Consider the following 20,020-nt stretch of genomic DNA (forward strand, 5'->3'; position numbering starts at 1 on the left):
CGGCGCGCGTAGAATGGGCCGGACGCGGCGGCAGCGGGCCGCCGCATGTGACACGATGCAACGATGAAGACGATTTTCTGCATGTTGGCCGCCGCGCTCGTCTGCGCGGCCTGTGCGCAGGGCGGCGCGGGCGCCGCCGGCGGGCAGGGCGGCAGTATCGAGATGTACGGGACGATCGACCAGGGTGTCACGGTGCGCCGCTGACCGGCGGCGCTGCGCGCGCGGGGCGGGTGGCGCCGCCGCGGCCGCGCCATGCGGGGCTGGCCGCGACGCATTGCCGCACTGCAACGTATAATGGCCCGATTACAGCGCCCCTGCCGCCTGGAGCCAGAACGATGCCCCAACCGTCCCCCGTGCCGGCCGCCCTCGACCGTACCGAAACCGTATTCCGCTTCCTCGCCGAGCCTTCGTCCGTGAACTTCGGCGGCAAGGTGCACGGCGGCGCGTTGATGAAGTGGATCGACGAGGTCGCGTATGCGTGCGCGGCCGTCTGGTCGAGCCGCTATTGCGTGACGGTCAGTGTCGGCAACATCCGATTCCAGCGTCCGATCCTGGTCGGCAACCTGGTCGAGCTGAAGGCGCGCGTCGTGGCGACGGGCCGCACCAGCATGCACATCCATGTGTCCGTGCACGCGGGGGACCCGAAGGGCGGCGTGCTGCGCCAGACGACCGACTGCCTCGTCGTGTTCGTCGCGGTCGACGAGAACGGCAACCCGGTGCCGGTGCCGCCGTTCGTGCCCGAGACCGACGAGCAGAAGGTACTCGCGAAATATGCGGCCGACGTACGGGCCGCGCTCGACAAGATCGTCGAGATGAAACCGGAAGAAGTCGCGAAGGGCACGGTCTGACCGCAGCGGGCGCCGCGCTCGACGCGCCGCGCCCGTCGTCCTGCCCCTAGCGCGTCCCGATCATCTGCTCGGGGCGCACCCACGCATCGAATTCCGCCTCGGTCAGGTAGCCGAGCGCCAGCGCGGCCGCCTTCAGCGTCGTGCCTTCCTTGTGCGCCTTCTTCGCGATCTGCGCGGACTTGTCGTAGCCGATGTGCGGATTGAGCGCCGTCACGAGCATCAGCGACTCGTTCAGCAGCAGGTCGATCCGCGCGCGGTTCGGTTCGATGCCCACCGCGCAGTGGTCGTTGAAGCTCTGCGCGCCGTCGGCGAGCAGCCGCACCGACTGCAGCACGTTGTGCGCGATCATCGGCCGGAACACGTTCAGCTCGAAATTGCCGCTTGCGCCACCGACGTTGACCGCGACGTCATTGCCGAACACCTGGCAGCACAGCATCGTCACGGCTTCCGACTGCGTCGGGTTCACCTTGCCCGGCATGATCGAGCTGCCCGGCTCGTTTTCCGGAATCGACAGTTCGCCGAGCCCGCAGCGCGGCCCGCTCGCGAGCCAGCGCACGTCGTTCGCGATCTTCATCAGGCCCGCCGCGACCGTTTTCAGCGCGCCGTGCGCGAAGACCAGCGCATCGGCGGCCGCCATCACCTCGAACTTGCTCGGCGCCGTCACGAACGGCAGCTTCGCGAGCCGGCCGATCTCGTCGGCGACGCGCACCGCGAACTCCGGATGCGCGTTCAGCCCGGTGCCGACCGCGGTGCCGCCGAGCGCGAGCTCGTACAGGTGCGGCAGCGCCGATTCGACGTGACGGATGCCCTGGTCGAGCTGCGCGACGTAGCCGGAAAACTCCTGGCCGAGCGTGAGCGGCGTCGCGTCCTGCAGGTGGGTGCGGCCGATCTTCACGATGTCGGCGAACGCCTTCGACTTCGCGTCGAGCGTCGCGCGCAGCGTGCGCAGCGCCGGCAGCAGATGATTGACGATCGCGTACGCGGCCGCGATGTGCATCGCGGTCGGGAACACGTCGTTCGACGACTGGCCGCGATTCACGTCGTCGTTCGGATGGACCTTGCGCGCTTCGCCGCGCTCGCCGCCCAGCAGCTCGCTCGCGCGATTCGCGATCACCTCGTTGAGGTTCATGTTGGTCTGCGTGCCGGAGCCCGTCTGCCACACCGCGAGCGGGAATTCGCGCGGATGCTTGCCGGCGATGATCTCGTCGGCCGCGTCGATGATCGCGCGCGCCTTGTCGTCGGCGAGCACGCCGAGCGACTGGTTCACGGCCGCCGCGGCGCGCTTGACGATCGCCAGCGCGTGGATCAGCTCGGGCGACTGTTTCTCGGTCGAGATCCGGAAATTCTGCAGCGAGCGCTCGGTTTGCGCGCCCCAAAGTCGGTCGGCCGGCACGGCGATTTCGCCGAACGTGTCGCGTTCCATCCGAACTGCTTCGTTCATGATGCACTCCTCCTGGAAAGGGGAAAGGCCGCGCGTCGTCGCGCGGCATCAGGCGTATCGTGAGGCAGTCGCGCCGCTCGCGCGGCGTCTCGAGGTGTTCAGCCGACAAGCATAGCGCCGGTCGCGATTTCGCGTCGTGTCGCGCTCAGTGCCGCGTCGCGACGAGCGACGCGGTTTTCAAATGAAAGCGCCATGCCATCAGCGCGGCGACGCTCGCGAGGCCGGCGGCGAGCCCCCACCACAGGCCGCGTGCGCCGAGGCCCGCGTGGAACGCGAACCAGTAGCCGGTCGGGAAGCCGATGCCCCAGTAGCCGAAGGTCGCCGCGAGCATCGGGATGCGCGTGTCCTTCAGGCCGCGCAGCGCGCCCGACGCGACGGTCTGCATGCCGTCGACGATCTGGAACACCGCGGCGATGCCGAGCAGCGAGGCGGCGAGCGACACCGTGGCCGCGTTGGCCGGGTCGTCGAGATTCAGGTACAGGCCGACGATCGTATGCGGCGCGACGATCATCACGACGCCCGACAGCGACATGAACGCGACGCCGAGCGCGAGTGCGACGAAGCCCGCGTGCCGCGCGGCGACGGGCGAACCCGCGCCGACCCAGTAGCCGACGCGCACGTTGGCGGCCTGGCCGATCGCGAGCGGCACCATGAACGACACCGACGCGACGTTCAGCGCGATCTGGTGCGCGGCAAGCGACGTCGCGCCCAGCACGCCGACCGTGAGGCCGGTGGCGAGGAACAGCGTCGATTCGACCCCGTACGTGATCGCGACGGGCCAGCCGATGCCGATCAGTTCGCCCATCGTGGGCAGCTTCGGGCGCGACGCGGTCACGAAATGGCGGAAGCGCCGCCGGCCGTGCAGCAGCCAGATCAGGGCGAGCGCGGTGAGCCAGATCGTGATCGTCGTCGCGACGGCCGAGCCGAGAAAACCGAGGCGCGGCAGCCCGAACGCGCCGTGGATCAGCCCGTAGTTCAGCACGCCGTTGACGCCGACGCCGCCGATCGACACCCACAGCAGCCGCCGCGCGGCGCCGATCGCCGGCAGGAATGCCCGCATCAGCCCGACGCCGATCAGGCTGCCGAGCGCCGCGTAGCGCAGGATGCCCGTGTATTCGCCGACGTGATGCGCGAGCAGCGGCGGCTCGTGGAACATCAGCAGGATCGGTTCGGACAGCGACAGCGCGACGATCGCCGGGATCGCGAGCAGCACCGACAGCGCGAAGCCCGTCCAGTAGATGTGCGGCACGCGGTCCTCGGCCTGCGCGCCGCGCGCGTGCGCGACGCTCACGCTGACCGACGACAGCACGCCCTGCAGGATCGTGACGATGACGAAGAAGAAGTTCGCGCCGAGCCCGCCCGCCGCGAGCGAATCGGGGCCGAGCGAACCGAGCAGCACCGTGTCGGTGACGCTCATCGCCATCTGGGAAAGTTGCGCGATCGCGAGTGGCGCGGCGAGGCGCGCGGTATCGGCGGCGTGACTGGATAGCGACGGCGGCGCGGCGGCCGTCCGCGTAAGACCGGAATGCGACATGGAATGGGCGCTCGCGCGGGTGCGGGCCCGCGCTGTATGTATTTATTTTGAGAGACGGCTAGGTTACGGCTTTATTCGTACGGTGTCGAACGCGTGCGCCGATGGCCATGTCGCGGACAGGGGGAACGCCGCGGGTGCTAGGCCTCGCGCACCGCGATGCGCGTGTCGCCGAGCAGCACGACCTGGCCCGCGCGGATCTTGCAGGTCTTGCGCAGCTCGACCGCGCCGTCGACTTTGACCGCGCCGGACGCGACGATCACTTTCGCGCTCCCGCCGCTGTCCGCGAGGCCGGTGATCTTGAGAAGGTTGTGCAGCTCGACGTATTCGCCGGTCAGCGTGAAATCCAGGTTGGGCATGACGAAGGAGGTGCGCAAGGCGCGGGAGGAAACGCTCCGCATCATACGGCACCGCGGGCCGACGCGCGAGCGCGGGCCGCCACGGCCCGCAGTTGTTAAGGACTGTGAGCGATTCGTCAGCAAATGAAACGGTGGGTAACAGTCTGAGAGATTCGAGAACCGGCCGGGCGCGCCGCGGGTCTTTTGTCGTACCTGCTGCGTGTTGCGGCGGGGACGCGACGGACCGCATCGCAGCGGTCCGGGCTCACAACTTCTCGAGGAGAATTGCCATGTCCAAGATTCGTACGATGCTGATCGGTGCCGCGCTGACGGCGTTCGCTACTTCGGCCGCATTTGCCCAGACGGGGACGGCGGCGCAGGGTGCAGCCGGTGCCGGCGTGCAGGCACAGACGCCGGCCGCAGGTGTCGGCGCAGGCGTACAGGGCAGCGCCGGCGCGAACGCGTCGGGCAACGCGGTCGGCGGCGCAACCGATGCGGTCGGCGCGGCAGCCGACGGCGCGAAGGATACCGCGTCGTCGGCCGTCCATTCGGCCAAGAAGCACACGAAGCATGCCGCGAAGTCGGCCAAGGGCCATGTCGGCGCCGCCAAGGCGAAAGCCGGCGAAGCGACCGAAGGCGGCGCGTCGGTCGGCGCGCAAGGCGGTGCATCGGCCCAGGGCGCCACGCAGTAAGCGACGCCCGGCGCCGCGCGACGCTCGCCCCCCGGGCGTCGCGCCGGCAGCGGTCCGACGGCCCGGTTCGCCTCATGCGAGCCGGGCCGTTTTCATGGGTTCATGCTGTCAGCGGGATGGGTGCGCGGTCATGGCCGGCGCTGTCCTTGCCCTTGTCCCGGTTGTCCCTGCGACGGTCGCACGGCGGCCGGCGTGAACACGCTGCGCAGCCACGCGGCGAGCCGTGCGAAGACGTCGTACGGTTCCTCGACGAAGATCTCCGGCTTCAGCAGCCGCAGGTACTCCATGATCTGCTGCGCTTCCTGCTTCTGGAACGAGCCGTGCGCAAGGCCCAGCCGCAGCAGCCCGCGCAGTTCGCCGAGCTTGTCGCGCGCGGTGCTGCCGACGCTCATCTCGCACGCGAGCTTGGCCTCGTAGATGCGCTGGCGCAACGATTCGGCGAGCCGCCACGCAGGCGTCTGCATCAGCTCCTCGAGCGCCTGGATGTCCTGCGCCGCGCCCTTGATCTGCGACGCGAGCGGGTCGATCAGCGACGGGTCGCCCTGCGCTTCGGCGACGATCGCCTTCGCCCAGTCGCGGCACGCTTTCGCGAGTTCGTCGGGGGTCCATTCGGAGCGCGACGCGAAGCCGAAGCCGAATTCGCCGGCCTGTCGCATCAGGATCGCGACGACGTCCGGAAACTCCTTGTCGAGCGTGCGCTTGGCCCATGCGTACTGGCCGCCCTGCAGCATCCGCTGCACCGCGTGTTCGGTCAGCGGCACCATGTTGTCGAGCAGCTTGGCGCGCAGGAAATCCTCGAACGACGGTGTCGCGAACTGCGGGTCGAGTTTCAGCGACACGCGGACGAACGCGTCGTAGTCCTTGCGCAGGGACTCGAGCGTGTCGTCCTTGAGGGAAAGGGTGATCTGGCCCATGAATCGTCTCGATGGCGGCCCGCGCAAGCCGACGGCCGGCACGGCGCACCGGGGCGGGCGCAGCGTCGACTGACCGGTGCGCGCCGAGGCCGGTGGCGGGTCTTCATCCTCTATATCGGCGCGCCGGGCGGAAACTTGAGCGTGCGCGGTAGAGCGTCCGCTCAGGCGGGCAGCCAGTGCGGGATCACGACCCCTTGCCAGAAGAAGAACGCCGCGAGCCCCGCGGCGATCGTCACGAGCGGGCGGCGGGTTGCCGCCGACACGAGCACGGCGGCGAGCGCGCCGACGAGCTGCGGATTGCGCCAGGTCAGCTCGGCCGGGCCGCCGTGCGGCGAGACGGTCATCGGCACGATGATCGCCGTCAGCACGGTCACGGGCACGAAGCCGAGCGCGGTCCGCACGAGCGGCGGGAAGGTCAGCCGCTCGCCGAACAGGAACAGCGTCGAGCGGATCGCGTAGGTGATGACGGCCATCCCGAGGATCAGCAGCGCGTAGCTCACGATGTCGCCTCCGTGCGCGAGCCGGTGCGCCTGCGTTCGTGCAGCAACGTGAGCGTGACGCCGATCGCGACGCCGGCGGCGACCGCGCCGAGCAGCCCGAGCTTGTACGGCCAGCCCTGCCAGAAGCAGGCGAGCGTGCCGGCCGTCGCGGCCGCCGCGAAATAGCGCAACGTGCCGAGCTGCGGGACCACGATCGCGATGAAGGTCGCCGCCATCGCGAAATCGAGTCCGAGCGACTGCAGGCCCGGGAACGCCGCGCCGAAGCCGATGCCCGCGAGCGTCCAGACCTGCCAGTTCAGGTACATCGCAAGCCCGGAGCCGAAAAAGTAGTGGGGGCCAACCGTGCCGGGCGCGAAGTGCCGGTAGTGCGCATGGGCGACCGCGAACACCTCGTCGGTCATCAACGCGCCGAGCGTGGCACGCCAGCGCAGCGGCAGGTGTGCGACGTAGGGCGCGAGCGTCGCGCTGTACAGCAGGTGGCGCAGGTTCACGATCAGCGTGGTCGCGAGCACGACGACGAAGCTCGCGCTGCCCGCGATCAGGCCGAGCGCGATGAATTGCGCGGAGCCCGCGAACACGGCGAGCGACATCAGTGCGCCGTGCCATGCGGCGAGCGGGCCGCCGCCGACGAGCGTGCCGAAAATCACGCCGAACGGTGCTGCGCCGATCATCATCGGAATCGTGTCGCGCGCGCCGTCGAGCCATTCGTTGAGCGGGCGGCGAGGGGGCGAGGCGGGTGTCGGGTTCAAAGGGGCTCCTCCATGAACGGGAGGATAGCGGGCCGGTGGCGGGCCGGCTTGTATGTTCTTGCGCTCGCGAATGCGTGGGCGGCCGCGTCAGCTCGCCTGCCAGCGCCCGGGCGGAACCCCGAACATCCGTTTGAAGTGTCGCGTGAAGTGGCTCTGGTCGACGAAGCCGCTGGCCGCCGCGACGTCGGCGACGGGCACGCCCGCGCGCAGCGGCGCCAGCGCGCGCTGCAGCCGCAACTGGTTGCGCCACGCATGCGGCGGCATGCCGGTGGTGCGCGTGAACAGGCGTGCCGCGTGGAACGGCGACAGGCCGGCTGCCTGCGCGACGTCATCGAGCGTCACCGTGCACATGAGATTGGCCGCGAGCCGCTCGCGCATCGCGTCGACGCGCGGTTCGTCGGCCGCGAGCGGCGCCGGTCGCGGCCGCGCGTCGGCATGGCGCACGATCAGCGTCGACAGTGCGTCGAGCATCGCCGTTTCGGCGGCGAGCGGATCGTAGATGCGCGGTGCGTCGGCTGCCGGATCGCCGGCCGGCTGCCCGTGCGCATGCGACGACAGCGCGCGCTCGCTGCCGGCTTCCATCATCCGGTGCGCGAGGGTGAGCCTTGCGGCGAGATCGGCGTCGCGAATCACGTCGGAGGCAAACCACGGCGCATCCTGCGGGCGGCCGGCGATCGCGCTCGCGAGTCCGCGGACGAATTCGACCGGCAGGTAGCTGACGCGATAGCACCAGCCTTCGTCGGTTGCGCGCGAACCCGTATGCACTTCACCGGGATTGATCACGGGCACGGTGCCCGTTTCGGCGACATAGCCGTTGCCGCGATAGGTGAAGCGTTCCGCGCCCTCGAGAATCACGGGGATCGTGTACGCGTCGTGCCAGTGCGGCGCGAACGCGTGGTCGCGATAGGTCGCCGTGAGGAGATCCGCGTCCGGCAGCAGCGGCGTGCGCCAGTAGCGTGCGGCGTCGGGAAGGCGGGTGGCGGACATGATCGGGCGCGGGAGCGGTCGGACACGACAGTGTATCGCTCGCGCGCCCGGCCGGTGTGCGCGTTACTTGACCGGAATCGTCGTGCCGGCCGGCATCGGCACCGCGGTGACGGCATTCTTCGGGCTGCCGCTGACGATCCGGTCGCTGTAGGTCAGGTAGACGATCGTGTTGCGCTTCTGGTCGACCACGCGCACGACGTGCAGCGTCTTGAAGATGAACGACATGCGTTCGCTGAACACGTCGGTCTGCTGCTTGAGCGGCTCCTTGAAGCTGATCGGCCCGACCTGCCGGCAGGCGATCGACGCCTCGCTCGGATCCTCGGCCACGCCGAGCGTGCCCTTGATCCCGCCGGTGCGGGCGCGCGATACGTAGCAGGTCACGCCGTTCACGACCGGATCGTCATACGCTTCGACGACCACGCGGTCGGAGCCCGTGACGCGGAAATGGGTGTTGACGCTGCCGACTTCCTCCGCGTGCGCGAGCGGTGCCGCGGCGAAGGCGGAGAACAGGAGGGCGAACGGGGCGGAGCGCAGGAGACGATGCTTCATCGACGGAACCGGATGCGAATGCGGGACAGAGACTCTAGCATGCGCGCGACGGGGCGATGAACGGCGGAAACGCGGAAGGGTGGCCGGAAAAACAAAAGGCCCGTCGAATGACGGGCCTTTCATTGTTTGGCTCCCCGACCTGGGCTCGAACCAGGGACCTACGGATTAACAGTCCGGCGCTCTACCGACTGAGCTATCGGGGAATAAATCGGTACATCTGCGTGCGTTGTTTCCAACAAAAAACCCGTCCACTTTCAACGGGCCTTCGTGTTTTTGGCTCCCCGACCTGGGCTCGAACCAGGGACCTACGGATTAACAGTCCGGCGCTCTACCGACTGAGCTATCGGGGAACAAACAACAACAGCAGAGAAACGAGATTGTATGGAGTGGTCGCTAACCTGTCAATACCTTCGGGCCGCGATCTACAAAAAAATTTCTGCGGCCGCCGCGCGATCAGCGCTCGAGCAGGTGCAGCTTCTCCTGCACGTCCTTCCACTCGTCCGCGTCGGCCGGTGCCGGCTTGGTCTTGGTGATCGACGGCCAGTTCTTGGCCAGCTCGGCGTTCAGCTCGGTGAACTGCTGCTGGTCGCCCGGAACGTCTTCTTCGGCATAGATCGCATTGGTCGGGCACTCGGCGACGCACACGGCGCAGTCGATGCACTCGTCCGGATCGATGGCGAGAAAGTTGGGACCTTCACGGAAGCAATCCACCGGGCACACATCCACGCAATCCGTGTATTTGCACTTGATGCAGCCTTCGGTCACAACGTGAGTCATTAAAACGCTCCTGCTTGGCGGTATATATGGGGTGGCGTTTGCGCCAAAAGCGGCATTGTAACTGAAGCGCCAAACCCGCATCGCGTGGTCGGCTATCCGGCTTATATCGTTTCGTGATTAGTTTATGGGGTGCGCAACGCAGGCGCGTGCGCGGCGCGCCTGCGCGACGGGAGCAGGGCCGCGGGCGGTTTCCCGATGGTCGGTCCCGCATTCGGGTAACATGGCCGCCTGACCGGGCGGCGCGCGGTGCGCAGGTGCCCTGTCTCGATATTGGCGGTGCCGTCACCATGATCATCACTTCGCTGCTCGACACGGATCTCTACAAGTTCACGATGATGCAGGTCGTCCTGCATCACTTTCCGGCTGCAAACGTCGAGTACCGCTTCCGGTGCCGCACGCCCGGCGTCGACCTCGTGCCGTACATCGACGAGATCCGCGACGAGGTGCGCGGCCTGTGCGCGCTGCGCTTTTCCGACGTCGAACTCGACTACCTGCGGCGGATGCGCTTCATCAAGAGCGATTTCGTCGACTTCCTCGCGCTGTTCCACCTGAACGAGAAATACATCTCGATCACGCCGTCGCCGAAGGGCAACGGCGAGATCGACATCGTGATCGAGGGGCCGTGGCTGCACACGATCCTGTTCGAGATCCCGGTGCTCGCGATCGTCAACGAAGTCTATTTCCGCAACACCCAGCGCGAGCCCGACTATCGCGAGGGCCGCGAGCGGCTGCGCGAGAAGATCAAGCTGCTCGGCGCGGAACCCGAGTTCGCCGACTGCAAGATCGCCGACTACGGCACGCGCCGGCGTTTCTCGAAGGTCTGGCACGAGGAAGTCGCGCTCACGCTGCGCGACGGGCTCGGCCCGCAGTTCGCGGGCACGAGCAACGTGCTGTACGCGATGAAGCACGACATCACGCCGCTCGGCACGATGGCGCACGAGTACCTGCAGGCATGCCAGGCGCTCGGCCCGCGGCTGCGCGATTCGCAGATCTACGGTTTCGAGATGTGGGCGAAGGAATATCGCGGCGACCTCGGGATCGCGCTGTCGGACGTCTACGGGATGGATGCGTTCCTGAACGACTTCGACATGTACTTCTGCAAGCTGTTCGACGGCGCGCGCCACGACTCGGGCGATCCGTTCGAATGGGGCGAGCGCATGCTGCGCCACTACGAGGCGAACCGCTGCGACCCGCGCACCAAGGTGCTCGTGTTCTCCGACGCGCTCGACATCCCGAAGGTCATGCAGTTGTACGAACGGTTCCGCGGGCGCTGCAAGCTCGCGTTCGGCGTCGGCACGAACCTCACCAACGATCTCGGCTACGTGCCGCTGCAGATCGTGATCAAGATGGTGCGCTGCAACGGCCAGCCGGTCGCGAAGCTGTCGGACTCGCCGGGCAAGAGCATGTGCGACGACAAGGCGTATCTCGCGTACCTGCGCCAGGTGTTCGGCATCGCGCAGCCGGTCGAGGAAGACGCGTCGAAGTGAGCGCCGGCCGTGCGGCCGAAGGTGCGTGGCGGCAGGGTCGGCCGGTATAATCGGACGGTATTGCACGCCAACGTCACGAGGACCGTTCATGGACACTTCCGCTGCCCGTCGCCAGATCCTCGCGCGCATCCGCGCGGCGCAGGGGCGCGCGGCCGAACCCGACGCAGCGGAGCGCGACGGCGTCGCCGACTATCTCGCGCGTCATCCGCCGGGCCCGCGCCCGCCGGCGCCGGCCGACCTCGTCGCCGCCTTCGTCGACGAAGCCGCGCGCCTGTCGACCACGGTCGACGAAGTCGCGACGCTGGCCGACGCGCCTGCCGCCGCCGCCCGCTATCTTTCCGCTCACGGGCTGCCGGCGCAGGCCGTCGCGTGGCGCACGCTGGCCGATCTCGACTGGGCCGGCGCCGGCCTGTCGGTCGAGTGCCGCAAGCCGCGCGACGGCGATCTCGTCGGCCTTACCGGCTGCTTTTGCGCGACCGCCGAAACGGGTTCGCTGGTGCTGCTGTCCGGCCCCGACACCTATGCATCGGCCGGCCTGCTGCCGGAAACGCACATCGCGCTCGTACCGGCTTCGCGGATCGTCGCCGGGCATGAGGACGCGTTCGCGCTGATTCGCGCGGAGCGCGGCGAATTGCCGCGCGCGGTCAACTTCGTGTCGGGCCCGTCGCGCACGGGCGACATCGAGCAGACCATCGTCCTGGGCGCGCACGGCCCGTATCGCGTGCATGTGATCGTCGTACGCGGCGCATGACGCGCCCGCTGCATCCGCTACCACTCGAACAAGGAAGTTCTGCATGAAACGACATGCCGCCTGGGCAGGCATGGCGTCGGGAATCGCGCTTGGCGCGGCGCCCGCGCTTGCATCGGCCGCCACGCTCGACGGTGCCGCGCTGTCCGCACTCTGGGGCATCCCGTTCGCCGGGATCCTGCTGTCGATCGCACTGTTCCCGCTCGTCGCGCCGGTGTTCTGGCATCACCACTTCGGCAAGATCGCGGCCGGCTGGGCGGTCGTGTTCCTGGTCCCGTTCGCGGTCGCGTTCGGCGCGGGCACCGCGTTCGGCACGCTCGTGCATGCGCTGCTCGAGGAATACATTCCGTTCATCGTGCTGCTCACCGCGCTTTATACGGTCGCGGGCGGCATCTGCGTGAACGGCAACCTGCACGGCTCGCCGAAGCTGAACACCGCGATCCTCGCGCTCGGCACGCTGCTCGCGAGCGTGATGGGCACGACGGGCGCCGCGATGCTGCTGATCCGGCCGCTCCTGCGCGCGAACGACAACCGCAAGCATGTCGTGCACGTCGTGATCTTCTTCATCTTCCTCGTCGCGAATGCGGGCGGCTCGCTGTCGCCGCTCGGCGATCCGCCGCTGTTCCTCGGCTTCCTGAACGGCGTGAGCTTCTTCTGGACGACGACCCATCTCGCGCTGCCGATGCTGTTCATCTGCGTCGTGCTGCTGACGCTGTTCTTCGCGCTCGATACGTACTTCTACCGGAAGGGCGGCGAGGAGCGGCCGGCCGTACTCGACCCGACGCCCGACGGCGCCGCACTGTCGATCGACGGCAAGATCAACTTCGTGCTGCTCGCGGCCGTGATCGCGCTCGTGCTGATGAGCGGCGTGTGGAAGCCGGGCATCGCGTTCGACGTGTGGGGCACGCACGTCGCGCTGCAGAATCTCGTGCGCGACGTCGCGCTCGTGCTGGTGACGCTCGCGTCGCTCGCGCTCACCCCGCGTTCCGCGCGCGAGGGCAACGCATTCAACTGGGCGCCGATCGAGGAGGTCGCGAAGCTGTTTGCCGGGATCTTCGTGACGATCGCGCCGGTCATCGTGATCCTGCGCGCGGGCTCGGACGGCGCGTTCGCACAGATCGTCCATCTCGTCACGGGGCCGGACGGCAAGCCGATCGACGCGATGTACTTCTGGGCGACGGGCATCCTGTCGTCGTTCCTCGACAACGCGCCGACGTATCTCGTGTTCTTCAACCTCGCGGGCGGCGATGCGCAGGCGCTGATGACGACGGGCGCATCGACGCTCGCGGCGATTTCCGCGGGTGCGGTGTTCATGGGCGCGAACAGTTATATCGGCAACGCGCCGAACTTCATGGTGAAGGCGATCGCGGAGTCGCGCGGCGTGAAGATGCCGAGCTTCTTCGCGTACCTCGGCTGGGCACTCGTGATTCTGGTCCCGGTGTTCCTGCTGACGTCGCTGATTTTCTTCCCGGCGTAACCTGACGACTTTCAACCCAGCGCGGGTGGTCCCGGCGGCGCGGCGCGCGCCGCAACCGGCCCGCGGCATACGGAGATGGCGATGCAGAAGATCCTGGTCGCGCGTCCGATCTTTCCGGACGTGATCGAACGGCTCAAGCAGTATTTCGACGTCGACTGGAACGACGGCGACGCGCTCGCGCCCGATGCGCTCGCCGCGCGTCTGGCCGACAAGGACGGCGCGCTGACGGCCGGCGACCCGCTCGGCGCGGCGACGCTCGCGGCAGCCCCGCGCCTGCGCGTCGTGGCGAACATGGCGGTCGGCTACAACAACTTCGACATGGCCGCGTTCAACGCGGCGAACGTGCTCGGCACCAATACGCCCGACGTACTGAACGAGTCGACCGCCGATTTCGGCTGGGCGCTGATGATGGCCGCCGCGCGCCGGATCGCCGAATCCGAGCACTGGTTGCGCGCCGGTCACTGGCGGAAGTGGGCGTACGACGGTTTTCTCGGCTCCGACATCTACGGCTCGACGCTCGGCGTCATCGGGATGGGCCGCATCGGCCAGGCGCTCGCGCGCCGTGCGCGCGGCTTCGGGATGCAGGTGATCTATCACAACCGTTCACGGGTCGCGCCCGAGATCGAGGCCGAACTGAACGCCGAGTACGTGTCGAAGGATGCGCTGCTCGCACGCGCCGATCACGTCGTGCTCGTGCTGCCGTACACGAAGGAGAACCATCACACGATCGGTGCGGCCGAGCTCGCGAAGATGAAGCCCACCGCGACGCTGACCAACATCGCGCGCGGCGGGATCGTCGACGACGCGGCGCTGGCTGCCGCGCTGCGTGACGGGACGATCGCCGCGGCCGGCCTCGACGTGTACGAGGGCGAGCCGACCGTGCATCCGGCGCTGCTCGAGGTGCCGAACGTCGTGCTGACGCCGCATATCGCGAGCGCGACCGAACAGACGCGCCGCGCGATGGCGAACCTCGCCGCCGACAACCTGATCGCCGCACTGGGCGAGGGGCCGCGCGCCGGTCAGCCGCCGAATCCGATCAACCCTGACGTGATCGGGAAGCCGCGCGCATGACGATGACGTTGTTGCTTGCGGCGGTCGTCGTGCTGGCCGTCGCGCTCGCGGTGGCGATCGTCGCGCTCGTGCGCGGCGGCGGCCGTCACGACGACGCGGCCGTACTCGGCGACCAGATCGAGGACGCCGCGCACGCGCAGGCGCGCGCGGTCGAGCGGCTCGAACGCGAATTGCGCGGGGAGATCGTCGAGAGTGCGCGCGGCTCGCGCACCGAGCTGGCCGGCAGTTTCGCGCAGCTTCAGCAGACGCTCGCCGCGCAGCTGACGAGCGTGGCGACCGTACAGAACAACCAGATCGAGGGTTTCGCGCAGCAGCTCGGCAAGCTCGTCGCCGGCAATGCGCTGCAATTCGACGCGATGCGCGAGAGCGTGCAGCGCCAGGCGCAGCAGGCGCGCGAAGAGCAGACGGGCGCGCTCCGGTTGTTCGGCGACACGTTGAACCGGCAACTCACGCAACTGACCGAGGCGAACGACCGCCGGATCGGCGAGGTGCGCGCGACGCTCGAACAACGGCTGAAGGAAATCGAGACCAACAACGCGGCGAAACTCGAGGAGATGCGCCGTACCGTCGACGAGAAACTGCATGCGACGCTCGAACAGCGGCTCGGCGAATCGTTCAAGCTCGTGTCGGACCGGCTCGAACAGGTCCATCGCGGGCTCGGCGAAATGCAGACGCTCGCGGCCGGCGTCGGCGACCTGAAGAAGGTGCTGACCAACGTGAAGACGCGCGGCACCTGGGGCGAAGTGCAGCTCGAGGCGTTGCTCGAACAGATGCTGACGCCCGACCAGTACGCGAAGAACGTCGCAACGGTGCCGAAGAGCACCGAGCGCGTCGAATTCGCGATCCGGTTGCCGGGGCGCGACGCCGGTACGCGCGATGCGCCGCCCGTGTGGCTGCCGATCGATGCGAAATTCCCGCGCGAAGACTACGAGCGGCTGATCGATGCGCAGGAGCGCGCCGACGTGGTGGCCGTCGAGGAGGCGGCCCGTGCGCTCGAGACGCGCGTGCGGCTGGAAGCGCGCACGATCGCCGAGAAATACGTCGCGCCGCCGCACACGACCGATTTCGCGCTCCTGTTTTTGCCGACGGAAGGGCTTTACGCGGAGATTCTGCGCCGCCCCGGACTGACCGACCTGCTGCAGCGCGACTATCGCGTGACGATTGCCGGGCCGACGACGCTCACCGCGCTGCTCAACAGCCTGCAGATGGGGTTCCGCACGCTCGCGATCGAGCAGCGCTCGAGCGAGGTGTGGCAGGTGCTCGGCGCGGTCAAGACGGAATTCGGCAAGTTCGGCGACGTGCTCGCGCGCACGAAGTCGCAGCTCGAAACGGTCACGCGCTCGATCGAGGCGGCCGAGCAGCGTACGCGCGTGATGAGCCGCAAGCTGAAGCAGGTCGAGGCGCTGCCGGGCGATACGGCGGCCGGGCTGCTCGGTGCGGAAGGTGCTGACGGCGCCGATGCGGACGACGCATGACGTGAGTCGCCCACAGCAAGCGGGACGAAAAAACGGGCGCCGAGGCGTCCGTTTTCCGTTGAAGCAGTTTCCGAAGCGACCACCGGCGCGGCCGGCCCGCGCTCATTGTCCGGCGAGTGTACCCAGCGCGTCGCCCGTGACGCGGACGATGCGCCATTCGGGCAGCACGGTCGCGCCCATCTTCTCGTAGAAATCGATCGCGGGCTGGTTCCAGTCGAGGACCGACCATTCGAAGCGAGCGCAACGGCGCTCGACGGCCAGGGCCGCGAGATGACGCAGCATCGCGGTGCCGAGGCCCGTGCCGCGCTGCGACGGCTGCACGTACAGATCCTCGAGGTAGAGGCCGCGACGGCCGAGGAACGTCGAATAGTTGTGGAAGAACAGTGCATACGCGACGATCGCACCGTCGTGCTCGGCCACCCGCGCTTCGGCGGCGGGGTGTTCGCCGAACAACGCATCGGCGAGATCGGCCTCGGTCGCGACGAACAGATCCGTGAGCTTTTCGAACGCGGCCAGTTCGCGCATCAGCGCGAGGATCGCGCCGACGTCGCGTGTTTCGGCCGCGCGGATCAGCGGCGTGCCGCTCACGCTTCCTCCGGCGGATCGGACAGCACGATCTCGATGCCGCCGAAGCGCGACGCGACCCAGTTGTACGCGTGGCAGGCGATCCACAGCAGCACGAAGCCGAGAATGGCGTTCAGCAGCAGTGCGCTCAGGATCGTGCTCAGTTCGACCATCCCGTAGCGGATGTACGCGACGAGAATGCCGAGCAGCACGATCGGCACGCTGAACGTCAGATACACAAGGATCAGCGCCTTTGCGGTCTGCCCCGCGGCGATCGACGAGATTTGTTTCTTCATGTGCGGATTGCCCCCGTAGAAATATACCGATAGTGGAATTCAGATCAGGCCGTCGAGCGGCAGGATGTCGACCGGGGTGCCCGCGTCGACTGCCGCGGTATCGTGGCCCAGGACGATGAAACAGTTGGCGGCCGCGAGGCCGCTCAACGAGGCGGAACTCTGCGAGTCGGCCGGCGTGACGTGCCAGCGGCCGTCGGCGGCGCGTGTCGCGATGCCGCGCAGGTATTCGGTGCGGCCGGGGCGCTTCTTCAATGGCTGCGTGCTGAGCGCCGGGTACGTCGCCGGCGGCGGCGTCCGCGCGCCGGCCAGCGTCAGCAGCGCCGGGCGCACGATCGCGTAGAACGTCACGGCCGACGCGACCGGATTGCCGGGCAGCCCGAAGAAGAGCGCGTGACCGGTGCCGCCGGCCGCACGCGCGAGCGTGCCGCAGGCGAGCGGCCGGCCGGGCCGCAGCGCGAGGCTCGCGAACGTCACGTCGCCGAGTTTTGCCATCACGTCACGCGTGAAGTCGGCTTCCCCGACCGAGACGCCGCCCGACGTGATCACCGCGTCGGCCTGCGCGTCGATGGCGTCGCGCAACGCGGCTTCGAGCGCGGCCGGGTCGTCGCGGACGATCCCGAGATCGAGCGCGTCGACATGCAGCCTTTCCAGCATCGCGATCAGCATGCCGCGATTGCTGTCGTACAGCGCACCGCGGGCGAGCGGTTCACCGGGTTCGCGCAGCTCGTCACCGGTCGAGAACACGGCGACGCGCACGCGGCGGCGCACCGTGACGTCGGTGACGCCGAACGAGGCGAGCAGGCCGAGATCCGACGGGCGCAGAATGCGGCCCGCGGCGAGCGCACAGGCGCCGCGCGCGAGATCCTCGCCGGCCTTGCGGCAGTTCGCGCCGCGCGAGACTTCGTGCGCGCCGAAACGGATCGCGTCGCCGTCGACGCGCACGCGTTCCTGCGGAATCACCGTGTCGCATCCGGCCGGCATCGGCGCGCCCGTCATGATGCGCACGCACGAGCCGGCTGCCACGGCGCCATCGAACGGATGACCCGCGAACGCGGTGCCGGCGACCGTCATCGCGATGTCGCCCTGCGGCGTCGCGGGCGCGCCGGCGCTGCCGTCGAATGCGTAGCCGTCCATCGCCGAGTTGTCGTACGCGGGAATGTCGAACGGTGCGTTCACGTCAGCCGCGAGCACGCGGTCGAGCGCATCACGCAGCATCACCGTGTCGCACGCGTCGACCGGCGCCGCGAAACGGCACGCGAGTGCCTGTGCGTCGGCGAGCGACAGCGGGGCATCGGAATCGGGTGCGGCTCGGGAGGCGGGCGAGGATTGCGTGATCATCAGTCGGACTGCGCCGCAAGGCGTATCGGGTTCGTGGCCGGTGGCGCGAGGAGGGTGCCTGGGCGCGAGTGTCGCGTGCGGCGGGCACCGGGCGGGAGCGGCACGGACGCGCCGTCAGCGACGGGCCAGCGCGGCGAGATCCTGCCAGGAATTGGCATTGTAAAACGCACGCTCGTCGCGAAACTCGACTTCGACCGTCTTGTGGCGTGCGTACCACGCACGCACCTTGCGGTCGCCGGCCGCGAGCCGGGCGGCCAGATCGTCGGCCAGCGACGTGCGCAGCAGCGCGAACGTCGGCTGCGGCGAGCGCGCCTGCTGCGCATCGACGGTCACGGCCATCGCGATGTCGGCCTGTTGCGCGTCGAGCGCCGCGTGCAGCCGCGCGACGAGGTCGGCGGGCAGGTAGGGCGTATCGCACGGCGAGCACGCGACGAGCGGCGCGCGCGCCACCCGCATGCCGACGAGCAGGCCCGCGAGCGGGCCGGGGAAGTCGGTTGTGTCGTCCGCGACGATGCGTGCGCCGAACGGCGCGCCGAGCTCGGCATAGCGATCGGCGTGGCGATTCGCGCTGATCAGCGTCTCGTCGACCTGCGGCGACAGCCGGCGCAGCACGTGCAGCGCGAGCGGCGTGCCGTCGAGCAACTGCAGGCCCTTGTCGACGCCGTCCATGCGCGTGGCGCGCCCGCCTGCGAGCAGCAGGCCGGCGATCGAGGGGGAGGCGGAAGCGGGCATCGCGCGAAAGCGGAACGGGGCGGCGTGCGTCAGCCGCCGATATACGACATTTCGACACGCTTGCCGGTGCCGTCGGGCATGGCCTCGGCCGATGCGCTGCCACGCAGCTGCGAATAGCGATCGGTGCGGGCCTGCCAGATGCGGGCGATCGCGGTCGCGATCTCGGCGTCGGTCGCGCCGCCGCGCACGAGCGCGCGCAGGTCGTGACCCGTCGACGCGAACAGGCACAGGTACAGCTTGCCTTCGGTCGACAGCCGCGCGCGCGTGCAGTCGCCGCAAAAGGCCTGGGTGACGCTCGAGATCACGCCGATCTCGCCGCTGCCGTCCGCATAACCCCAGCGTTGCGCGGTTTCGGCCGCCGTGTGCGCGTCGAGCGGCACCAGCGGGAAATGTTCGGCGATCCGCGCGACGACGTCGGCCGACGGCAGCACCTCGGTCATGTTCCAGCCGTTCGACGTGCCGACGTCCATGTATTCGATGAAGCGCAGGACCACGCCGGTGCCACGGAAACGCTCGGCCATCGGCAGGATCTCGCTGTCGTTGGTGCCGCGCTTCACCACCATGTTGACCTTGACCGGCGCGAGGCCGGCCGCCTGCGCGGCGAAGATGCCGTCGAGCACGTCGGCACTCGCGAACTCGGCATCGTTCATGCGCTTGAACAGCGCGTCGTCGAGCGCGTCGAGGCTGACCGTCACGCGTGTGAGCCCGGCGTCCTTCAGCGCACGCGCCTTGCGCGCGAGCAGCGAGCCGTTGGTGGTCAGCGTCAGGTCGAGCGGGCGGCCGGCGTGCGTCGTCAGGCGCGCGAGGCGCTCGATCAGGAATTCGAGATTCTTGCGCAGCAGCGGCTCGCCGCCCGTGATGCGGATCTTCTCGACGCCGTGTGCGACAAAGAGTCGCGCCACGCGCTCGATCTCCTCGTGCGTGAGCAGGGCGCTGTGCGGCAGGAACGGGTAGTCCTTGTCGAAGACCGCGCGCGGCATGCAGTACACGCAACGGAAGTTGCAGCGGTCCGTCACCGAAATGCGCAGGTCGCGCAGCGGCCTGGCGAGCGTGTCGGCCAGCGTGCCGTCGGGGGCATGCGCGACGCCGGAGACGTCCGGCATCCCGCTGACGTCGGCGAGGGGAATGATGCGTCGGGACATGTTGAAAGAAGTGCGAATCAGACCTCCATTTTAGCCGCAAGCGGCCAGCGGGTCCGGTGGGCGGAAACCCGCAGCGCGGACATGAAAAAGCCCGCCGGAGGCGGGCTTTTCCTGGTCGGGCGATGCGACTTAGTGATGCGTCGTTTCGACCTGCTGCATCGGGGCCGTATCGGCCGGCGGCAGCACCTTGCGTTCGCGCGGCACGCGGGCCGGGCGCGGGAGCTGCGACGCGGCTTCCTGCGCGGCAGCGAGCTTGCCGGCGTCCGTGTTCACCCAGACGAGGCCGGCTTGCTCCAGCACGGCATCCAGGCTCGCCGAAGCGGGCGCGGCTGCCGGTTGCGCGGGAGCGGCTGCCGGCGCCGGT

At 68.7% G+C, this 20,020-nt stretch carries 23 protein-coding genes and 2 tRNA genes; 8 read left to right on the top strand and 17 right to left on the bottom strand.

The annotated features are described in order from the left end of the window. The first annotated feature begins 63 nt into the window (after positions 1–63). Both G3N62_RS18095 and G3N62_RS18100 read left to right on the top strand, forming a co-directional pair. Positions 64–204: a hypothetical protein gene (locus G3N62_RS18095; RefSeq protein WP_167361865.1), complete on the top strand. Its 141-nt coding sequence runs from the start codon at positions 64–66 to the stop codon at positions 202–204. A gap of 131 nt (positions 205–335) precedes the next feature. Beyond that, positions 336–848, top strand: a complete 513-nt coding sequence (locus G3N62_RS18100) for an acyl-CoA thioesterase (protein ID WP_027811985.1) — start codon at positions 336–338, stop codon at positions 846–848. 46 nt (positions 849–894) lie between these two features. On the opposite strand, the gene fumC is transcribed toward G3N62_RS18100, so the two are convergent. The 3 genes from fumC to G3N62_RS18115 form a co-directional block, all read right to left on the bottom strand. Further along, positions 895–2,289 carry a class II fumarate hydratase gene (gene fumC, locus G3N62_RS18105; protein WP_034186471.1) on the bottom strand — a complete coding sequence of 465 codons (1,395 nt, stop codon included), beginning with the start codon at positions 2,287–2,289 and terminating at the stop codon, positions 895–897. A 145-nt stretch (positions 2,290–2,434) separates the two neighbouring features. Next, on the bottom strand, positions 2,435–3,823 hold the full coding sequence (gene norM, locus G3N62_RS18110; RefSeq protein ID WP_034186472.1) for a multidrug efflux MATE transporter NorM: 1,389 nt from the start codon (positions 3,821–3,823) through the stop codon (positions 2,435–2,437). Positions 3,824–3,960: 137 nt separating this feature from the next. Next, positions 3,961–4,179: an RNA-binding S4 domain-containing protein gene (locus G3N62_RS18115; RefSeq protein ID WP_034186473.1), complete on the bottom strand. Its 219-nt coding sequence runs from the start codon at positions 4,177–4,179 to the stop codon at positions 3,961–3,963. Between the two features lie 269 nt (positions 4,180–4,448). Here G3N62_RS18115 and G3N62_RS18120 point away from each other — a divergent pair, with 269 nt between their 5' ends. Next, positions 4,449–4,850 (top strand): hypothetical protein, encoded by a 402-nt coding sequence (locus tag G3N62_RS18120; protein ID WP_034186474.1) that lies wholly within the window; start codon positions 4,449–4,451, stop codon positions 4,848–4,850. Positions 4,851–4,978: 128 nt separating this feature from the next. Here the strand turns inward: G3N62_RS18120 and G3N62_RS18125 are convergent, their stop codons facing one another. The 8 genes from G3N62_RS18125 to fdxA all read right to left on the bottom strand — a co-directional run bounded on the left by G3N62_RS18125 (position 4,979) and on the right by fdxA (position 9,326). Beyond that, positions 4,979–5,764: a DUF4088 family protein gene (locus G3N62_RS18125; protein ID WP_034186475.1), complete on the bottom strand. Its 786-nt coding sequence runs from the start codon at positions 5,762–5,764 to the stop codon at positions 4,979–4,981. A gap of 161 nt (positions 5,765–5,925) precedes the next feature. After that, a complete protein-coding gene (locus G3N62_RS18130) occupies positions 5,926–6,264 on the bottom strand; it encodes an AzlD domain-containing protein (protein WP_034186476.1) in 339 nt (112 codons plus the stop codon). Further along, positions 6,261–7,013: an AzlC family ABC transporter permease gene (locus G3N62_RS18135; RefSeq protein WP_034186477.1), complete on the bottom strand. Its 753-nt coding sequence runs from the start codon at positions 7,011–7,013 to the stop codon at positions 6,261–6,263. The genes G3N62_RS18130 and G3N62_RS18135 overlap by 4 nt, the downstream gene beginning before the upstream one ends. 87 nt (positions 7,014–7,100) lie before the next feature. Further along, on the bottom strand, positions 7,101–8,000 hold the full coding sequence (locus G3N62_RS18140) for an AraC family transcriptional regulator (protein WP_124670470.1): 900 nt from the start codon (positions 7,998–8,000) through the stop codon (positions 7,101–7,103). Positions 8,001–8,063: 63 nt separating this feature from the next. Beyond that, positions 8,064–8,549, bottom strand: coding sequence for a CreA family protein (locus tag G3N62_RS18145; RefSeq protein ID WP_034186479.1), 486 nt, complete (start codon positions 8,547–8,549; stop codon positions 8,064–8,066). A 127-nt stretch (positions 8,550–8,676) separates the two neighbouring features. Then, positions 8,677–8,752 (bottom strand) — tRNA-Asn (locus G3N62_RS18150). Between the two features lie 71 nt (positions 8,753–8,823). Continuing rightward, positions 8,824–8,899 (bottom strand) — tRNA-Asn (locus tag G3N62_RS18155). Positions 8,900–9,002: 103 nt separating this feature from the next. Next, positions 9,003–9,326, bottom strand: coding sequence for a ferredoxin FdxA (gene fdxA / locus G3N62_RS18160; protein ID WP_006753067.1), 324 nt, complete (start codon positions 9,324–9,326; stop codon positions 9,003–9,005). 287 nt (positions 9,327–9,613) lie between these two features. Here fdxA and pncB point away from each other — a divergent pair, with 287 nt between their 5' ends. The 5 genes from pncB (at position 9,614) to rmuC (ending at position 15,584) form a co-directional block, all read left to right on the top strand. Then, positions 9,614–10,813, top strand: a complete 1,200-nt coding sequence (pncB, locus tag G3N62_RS18165; RefSeq protein ID WP_034186480.1) for a nicotinate phosphoribosyltransferase — start codon at positions 9,614–9,616, stop codon at positions 10,811–10,813. A gap of 88 nt (positions 10,814–10,901) precedes the next feature. Then, positions 10,902–11,564, top strand: a complete 663-nt coding sequence (locus G3N62_RS18170) for a lactate utilization protein C (RefSeq protein WP_059560724.1) — start codon at positions 10,902–10,904, stop codon at positions 11,562–11,564. A gap of 43 nt (positions 11,565–11,607) precedes the next feature. Next, positions 11,608–13,038: a sodium:proton antiporter gene (locus G3N62_RS18175; RefSeq protein ID WP_124670468.1), complete on the top strand. Its 1,431-nt coding sequence runs from the start codon at positions 11,608–11,610 to the stop codon at positions 13,036–13,038. Positions 13,039–13,119: 81 nt separating this feature from the next. Beyond that, positions 13,120–14,109, top strand: coding sequence for a D-glycerate dehydrogenase (locus tag G3N62_RS18180; RefSeq protein ID WP_124670467.1), 990 nt, complete (start codon positions 13,120–13,122; stop codon positions 14,107–14,109). Beyond that, positions 14,106–15,584: a DNA recombination protein RmuC gene (gene rmuC, locus G3N62_RS18185; protein WP_124670466.1), complete on the top strand. Its 1,479-nt coding sequence runs from the start codon at positions 14,106–14,108 to the stop codon at positions 15,582–15,584. The genes G3N62_RS18180 and rmuC overlap by 4 nt, the downstream gene beginning before the upstream one ends. A 102-nt stretch (positions 15,585–15,686) precedes the next feature. Here the strand turns inward: rmuC and G3N62_RS18190 are convergent, their stop codons facing one another. The 6 genes from G3N62_RS18190 to G3N62_RS18215 all read right to left on the bottom strand — a co-directional run. Then, a complete protein-coding gene (locus tag G3N62_RS18190) occupies positions 15,687–16,172 on the bottom strand; it encodes a GNAT family N-acetyltransferase (RefSeq protein WP_034186484.1) in 486 nt (161 codons plus the stop codon). Beyond that, positions 16,169–16,444, bottom strand: coding sequence for a hypothetical protein (locus G3N62_RS18195; RefSeq protein ID WP_006476519.1), 276 nt, complete (start codon positions 16,442–16,444; stop codon positions 16,169–16,171). The genes G3N62_RS18190 and G3N62_RS18195 overlap by 4 nt, the downstream gene beginning before the upstream one ends. A 39-nt stretch (positions 16,445–16,483) precedes the next feature. Continuing rightward, on the bottom strand, positions 16,484–17,782 hold the full coding sequence (gene glp, locus G3N62_RS18200) for a gephyrin-like molybdotransferase Glp (RefSeq protein ID WP_124670465.1): 1,299 nt from the start codon (positions 17,780–17,782) through the stop codon (positions 16,484–16,486). 114 nt (positions 17,783–17,896) lie between these two features. Further along, positions 17,897–18,514 (bottom strand): molybdenum cofactor guanylyltransferase MobA, encoded by a 618-nt coding sequence (gene mobA / locus G3N62_RS18205; RefSeq protein ID WP_124670464.1) that lies wholly within the window; start codon positions 18,512–18,514, stop codon positions 17,897–17,899. A 29-nt stretch (positions 18,515–18,543) separates the two neighbouring features. Continuing rightward, a complete protein-coding gene (gene moaA / locus G3N62_RS18210) occupies positions 18,544–19,656 on the bottom strand; it encodes a GTP 3',8-cyclase MoaA (RefSeq protein ID WP_034186487.1) in 1,113 nt (370 codons plus the stop codon). A gap of 129 nt (positions 19,657–19,785) precedes the next feature. Further along, the coding region (locus G3N62_RS18215; protein ID WP_206141272.1) for a hypothetical protein at positions 19,786–20,020 on the bottom strand (235 nt) is incomplete at its 5' end.

This window comes from Burkholderia sp. Tr-20355 (genome assembly GCF_017104685.1).
Lineage (GTDB): Bacteria > Pseudomonadota > Gammaproteobacteria > Burkholderiales > Burkholderiaceae > Burkholderia > Burkholderia seminalis.

Excerpts from the sequence above, each read along its gene's own strand:
- G3N62_RS18095 (WP_167361865.1), top strand. The coding sequence starts at position 64 with ATGAAGACGATTTTCTGCATGTTGGCCGCCGCGCTCGTCTGCGCGGCC.
- G3N62_RS18100 (WP_027811985.1), top strand. The coding sequence starts at position 336 with ATGCCCCAACCGTCCCCCGTGCCGGCCGCCCTCGACCGTACCGAAACC.
- fumC (WP_034186471.1), bottom strand. The coding sequence starts at position 2,289 with ATGAACGAAGCAGTTCGGATGGAACGCGACACGTTCGGCGAAATCGCC.
- norM (WP_034186472.1), bottom strand. The coding sequence starts at position 3,823 with ATGTCGCATTCCGGTCTTACGCGGACGGCCGCCGCGCCGCCGTCGCTA.
- G3N62_RS18115 (WP_034186473.1), bottom strand. The coding sequence starts at position 4,179 with ATGCCCAACCTGGATTTCACGCTGACCGGCGAATACGTCGAGCTGCAC.
- G3N62_RS18120 (WP_034186474.1), top strand. The coding sequence starts at position 4,449 with ATGTCCAAGATTCGTACGATGCTGATCGGTGCCGCGCTGACGGCGTTC.
- G3N62_RS18125 (WP_034186475.1), bottom strand. The coding sequence starts at position 5,764 with ATGGGCCAGATCACCCTTTCCCTCAAGGACGACACGCTCGAGTCCCTG.
- G3N62_RS18140 (WP_124670470.1), bottom strand. The coding sequence starts at position 8,000 with ATGTCCGCCACCCGCCTTCCCGACGCCGCACGCTACTGGCGCACGCCG.
- G3N62_RS18145 (WP_034186479.1), bottom strand. The coding sequence starts at position 8,549 with ATGAAGCATCGTCTCCTGCGCTCCGCCCCGTTCGCCCTCCTGTTCTCC.
- fdxA (WP_006753067.1), bottom strand. The coding sequence starts at position 9,326 with ATGACTCACGTTGTGACCGAAGGCTGCATCAAGTGCAAATACACGGAT.
- pncB (WP_034186480.1), top strand. The coding sequence starts at position 9,614 with ATGATCATCACTTCGCTGCTCGACACGGATCTCTACAAGTTCACGATG.
- G3N62_RS18170 (WP_059560724.1), top strand. The coding sequence starts at position 10,902 with ATGGACACTTCCGCTGCCCGTCGCCAGATCCTCGCGCGCATCCGCGCG.
- G3N62_RS18175 (WP_124670468.1), top strand. The coding sequence starts at position 11,608 with ATGAAACGACATGCCGCCTGGGCAGGCATGGCGTCGGGAATCGCGCTT.
- G3N62_RS18180 (WP_124670467.1), top strand. The coding sequence starts at position 13,120 with ATGCAGAAGATCCTGGTCGCGCGTCCGATCTTTCCGGACGTGATCGAA.
- rmuC (WP_124670466.1), top strand. The coding sequence starts at position 14,106 with ATGACGATGACGTTGTTGCTTGCGGCGGTCGTCGTGCTGGCCGTCGCG.
- G3N62_RS18195 (WP_006476519.1), bottom strand. The coding sequence starts at position 16,444 with ATGAAGAAACAAATCTCGTCGATCGCCGCGGGGCAGACCGCAAAGGCG.
- glp (WP_124670465.1), bottom strand. The coding sequence starts at position 17,782 with ATGATCACGCAATCCTCGCCCGCCTCCCGAGCCGCACCCGATTCCGAT.
- mobA (WP_124670464.1), bottom strand. The coding sequence starts at position 18,514 with ATGCCCGCTTCCGCCTCCCCCTCGATCGCCGGCCTGCTGCTCGCAGGC.
- moaA (WP_034186487.1), bottom strand. The coding sequence starts at position 19,656 with ATGTCCCGACGCATCATTCCCCTCGCCGACGTCAGCGGGATGCCGGAC.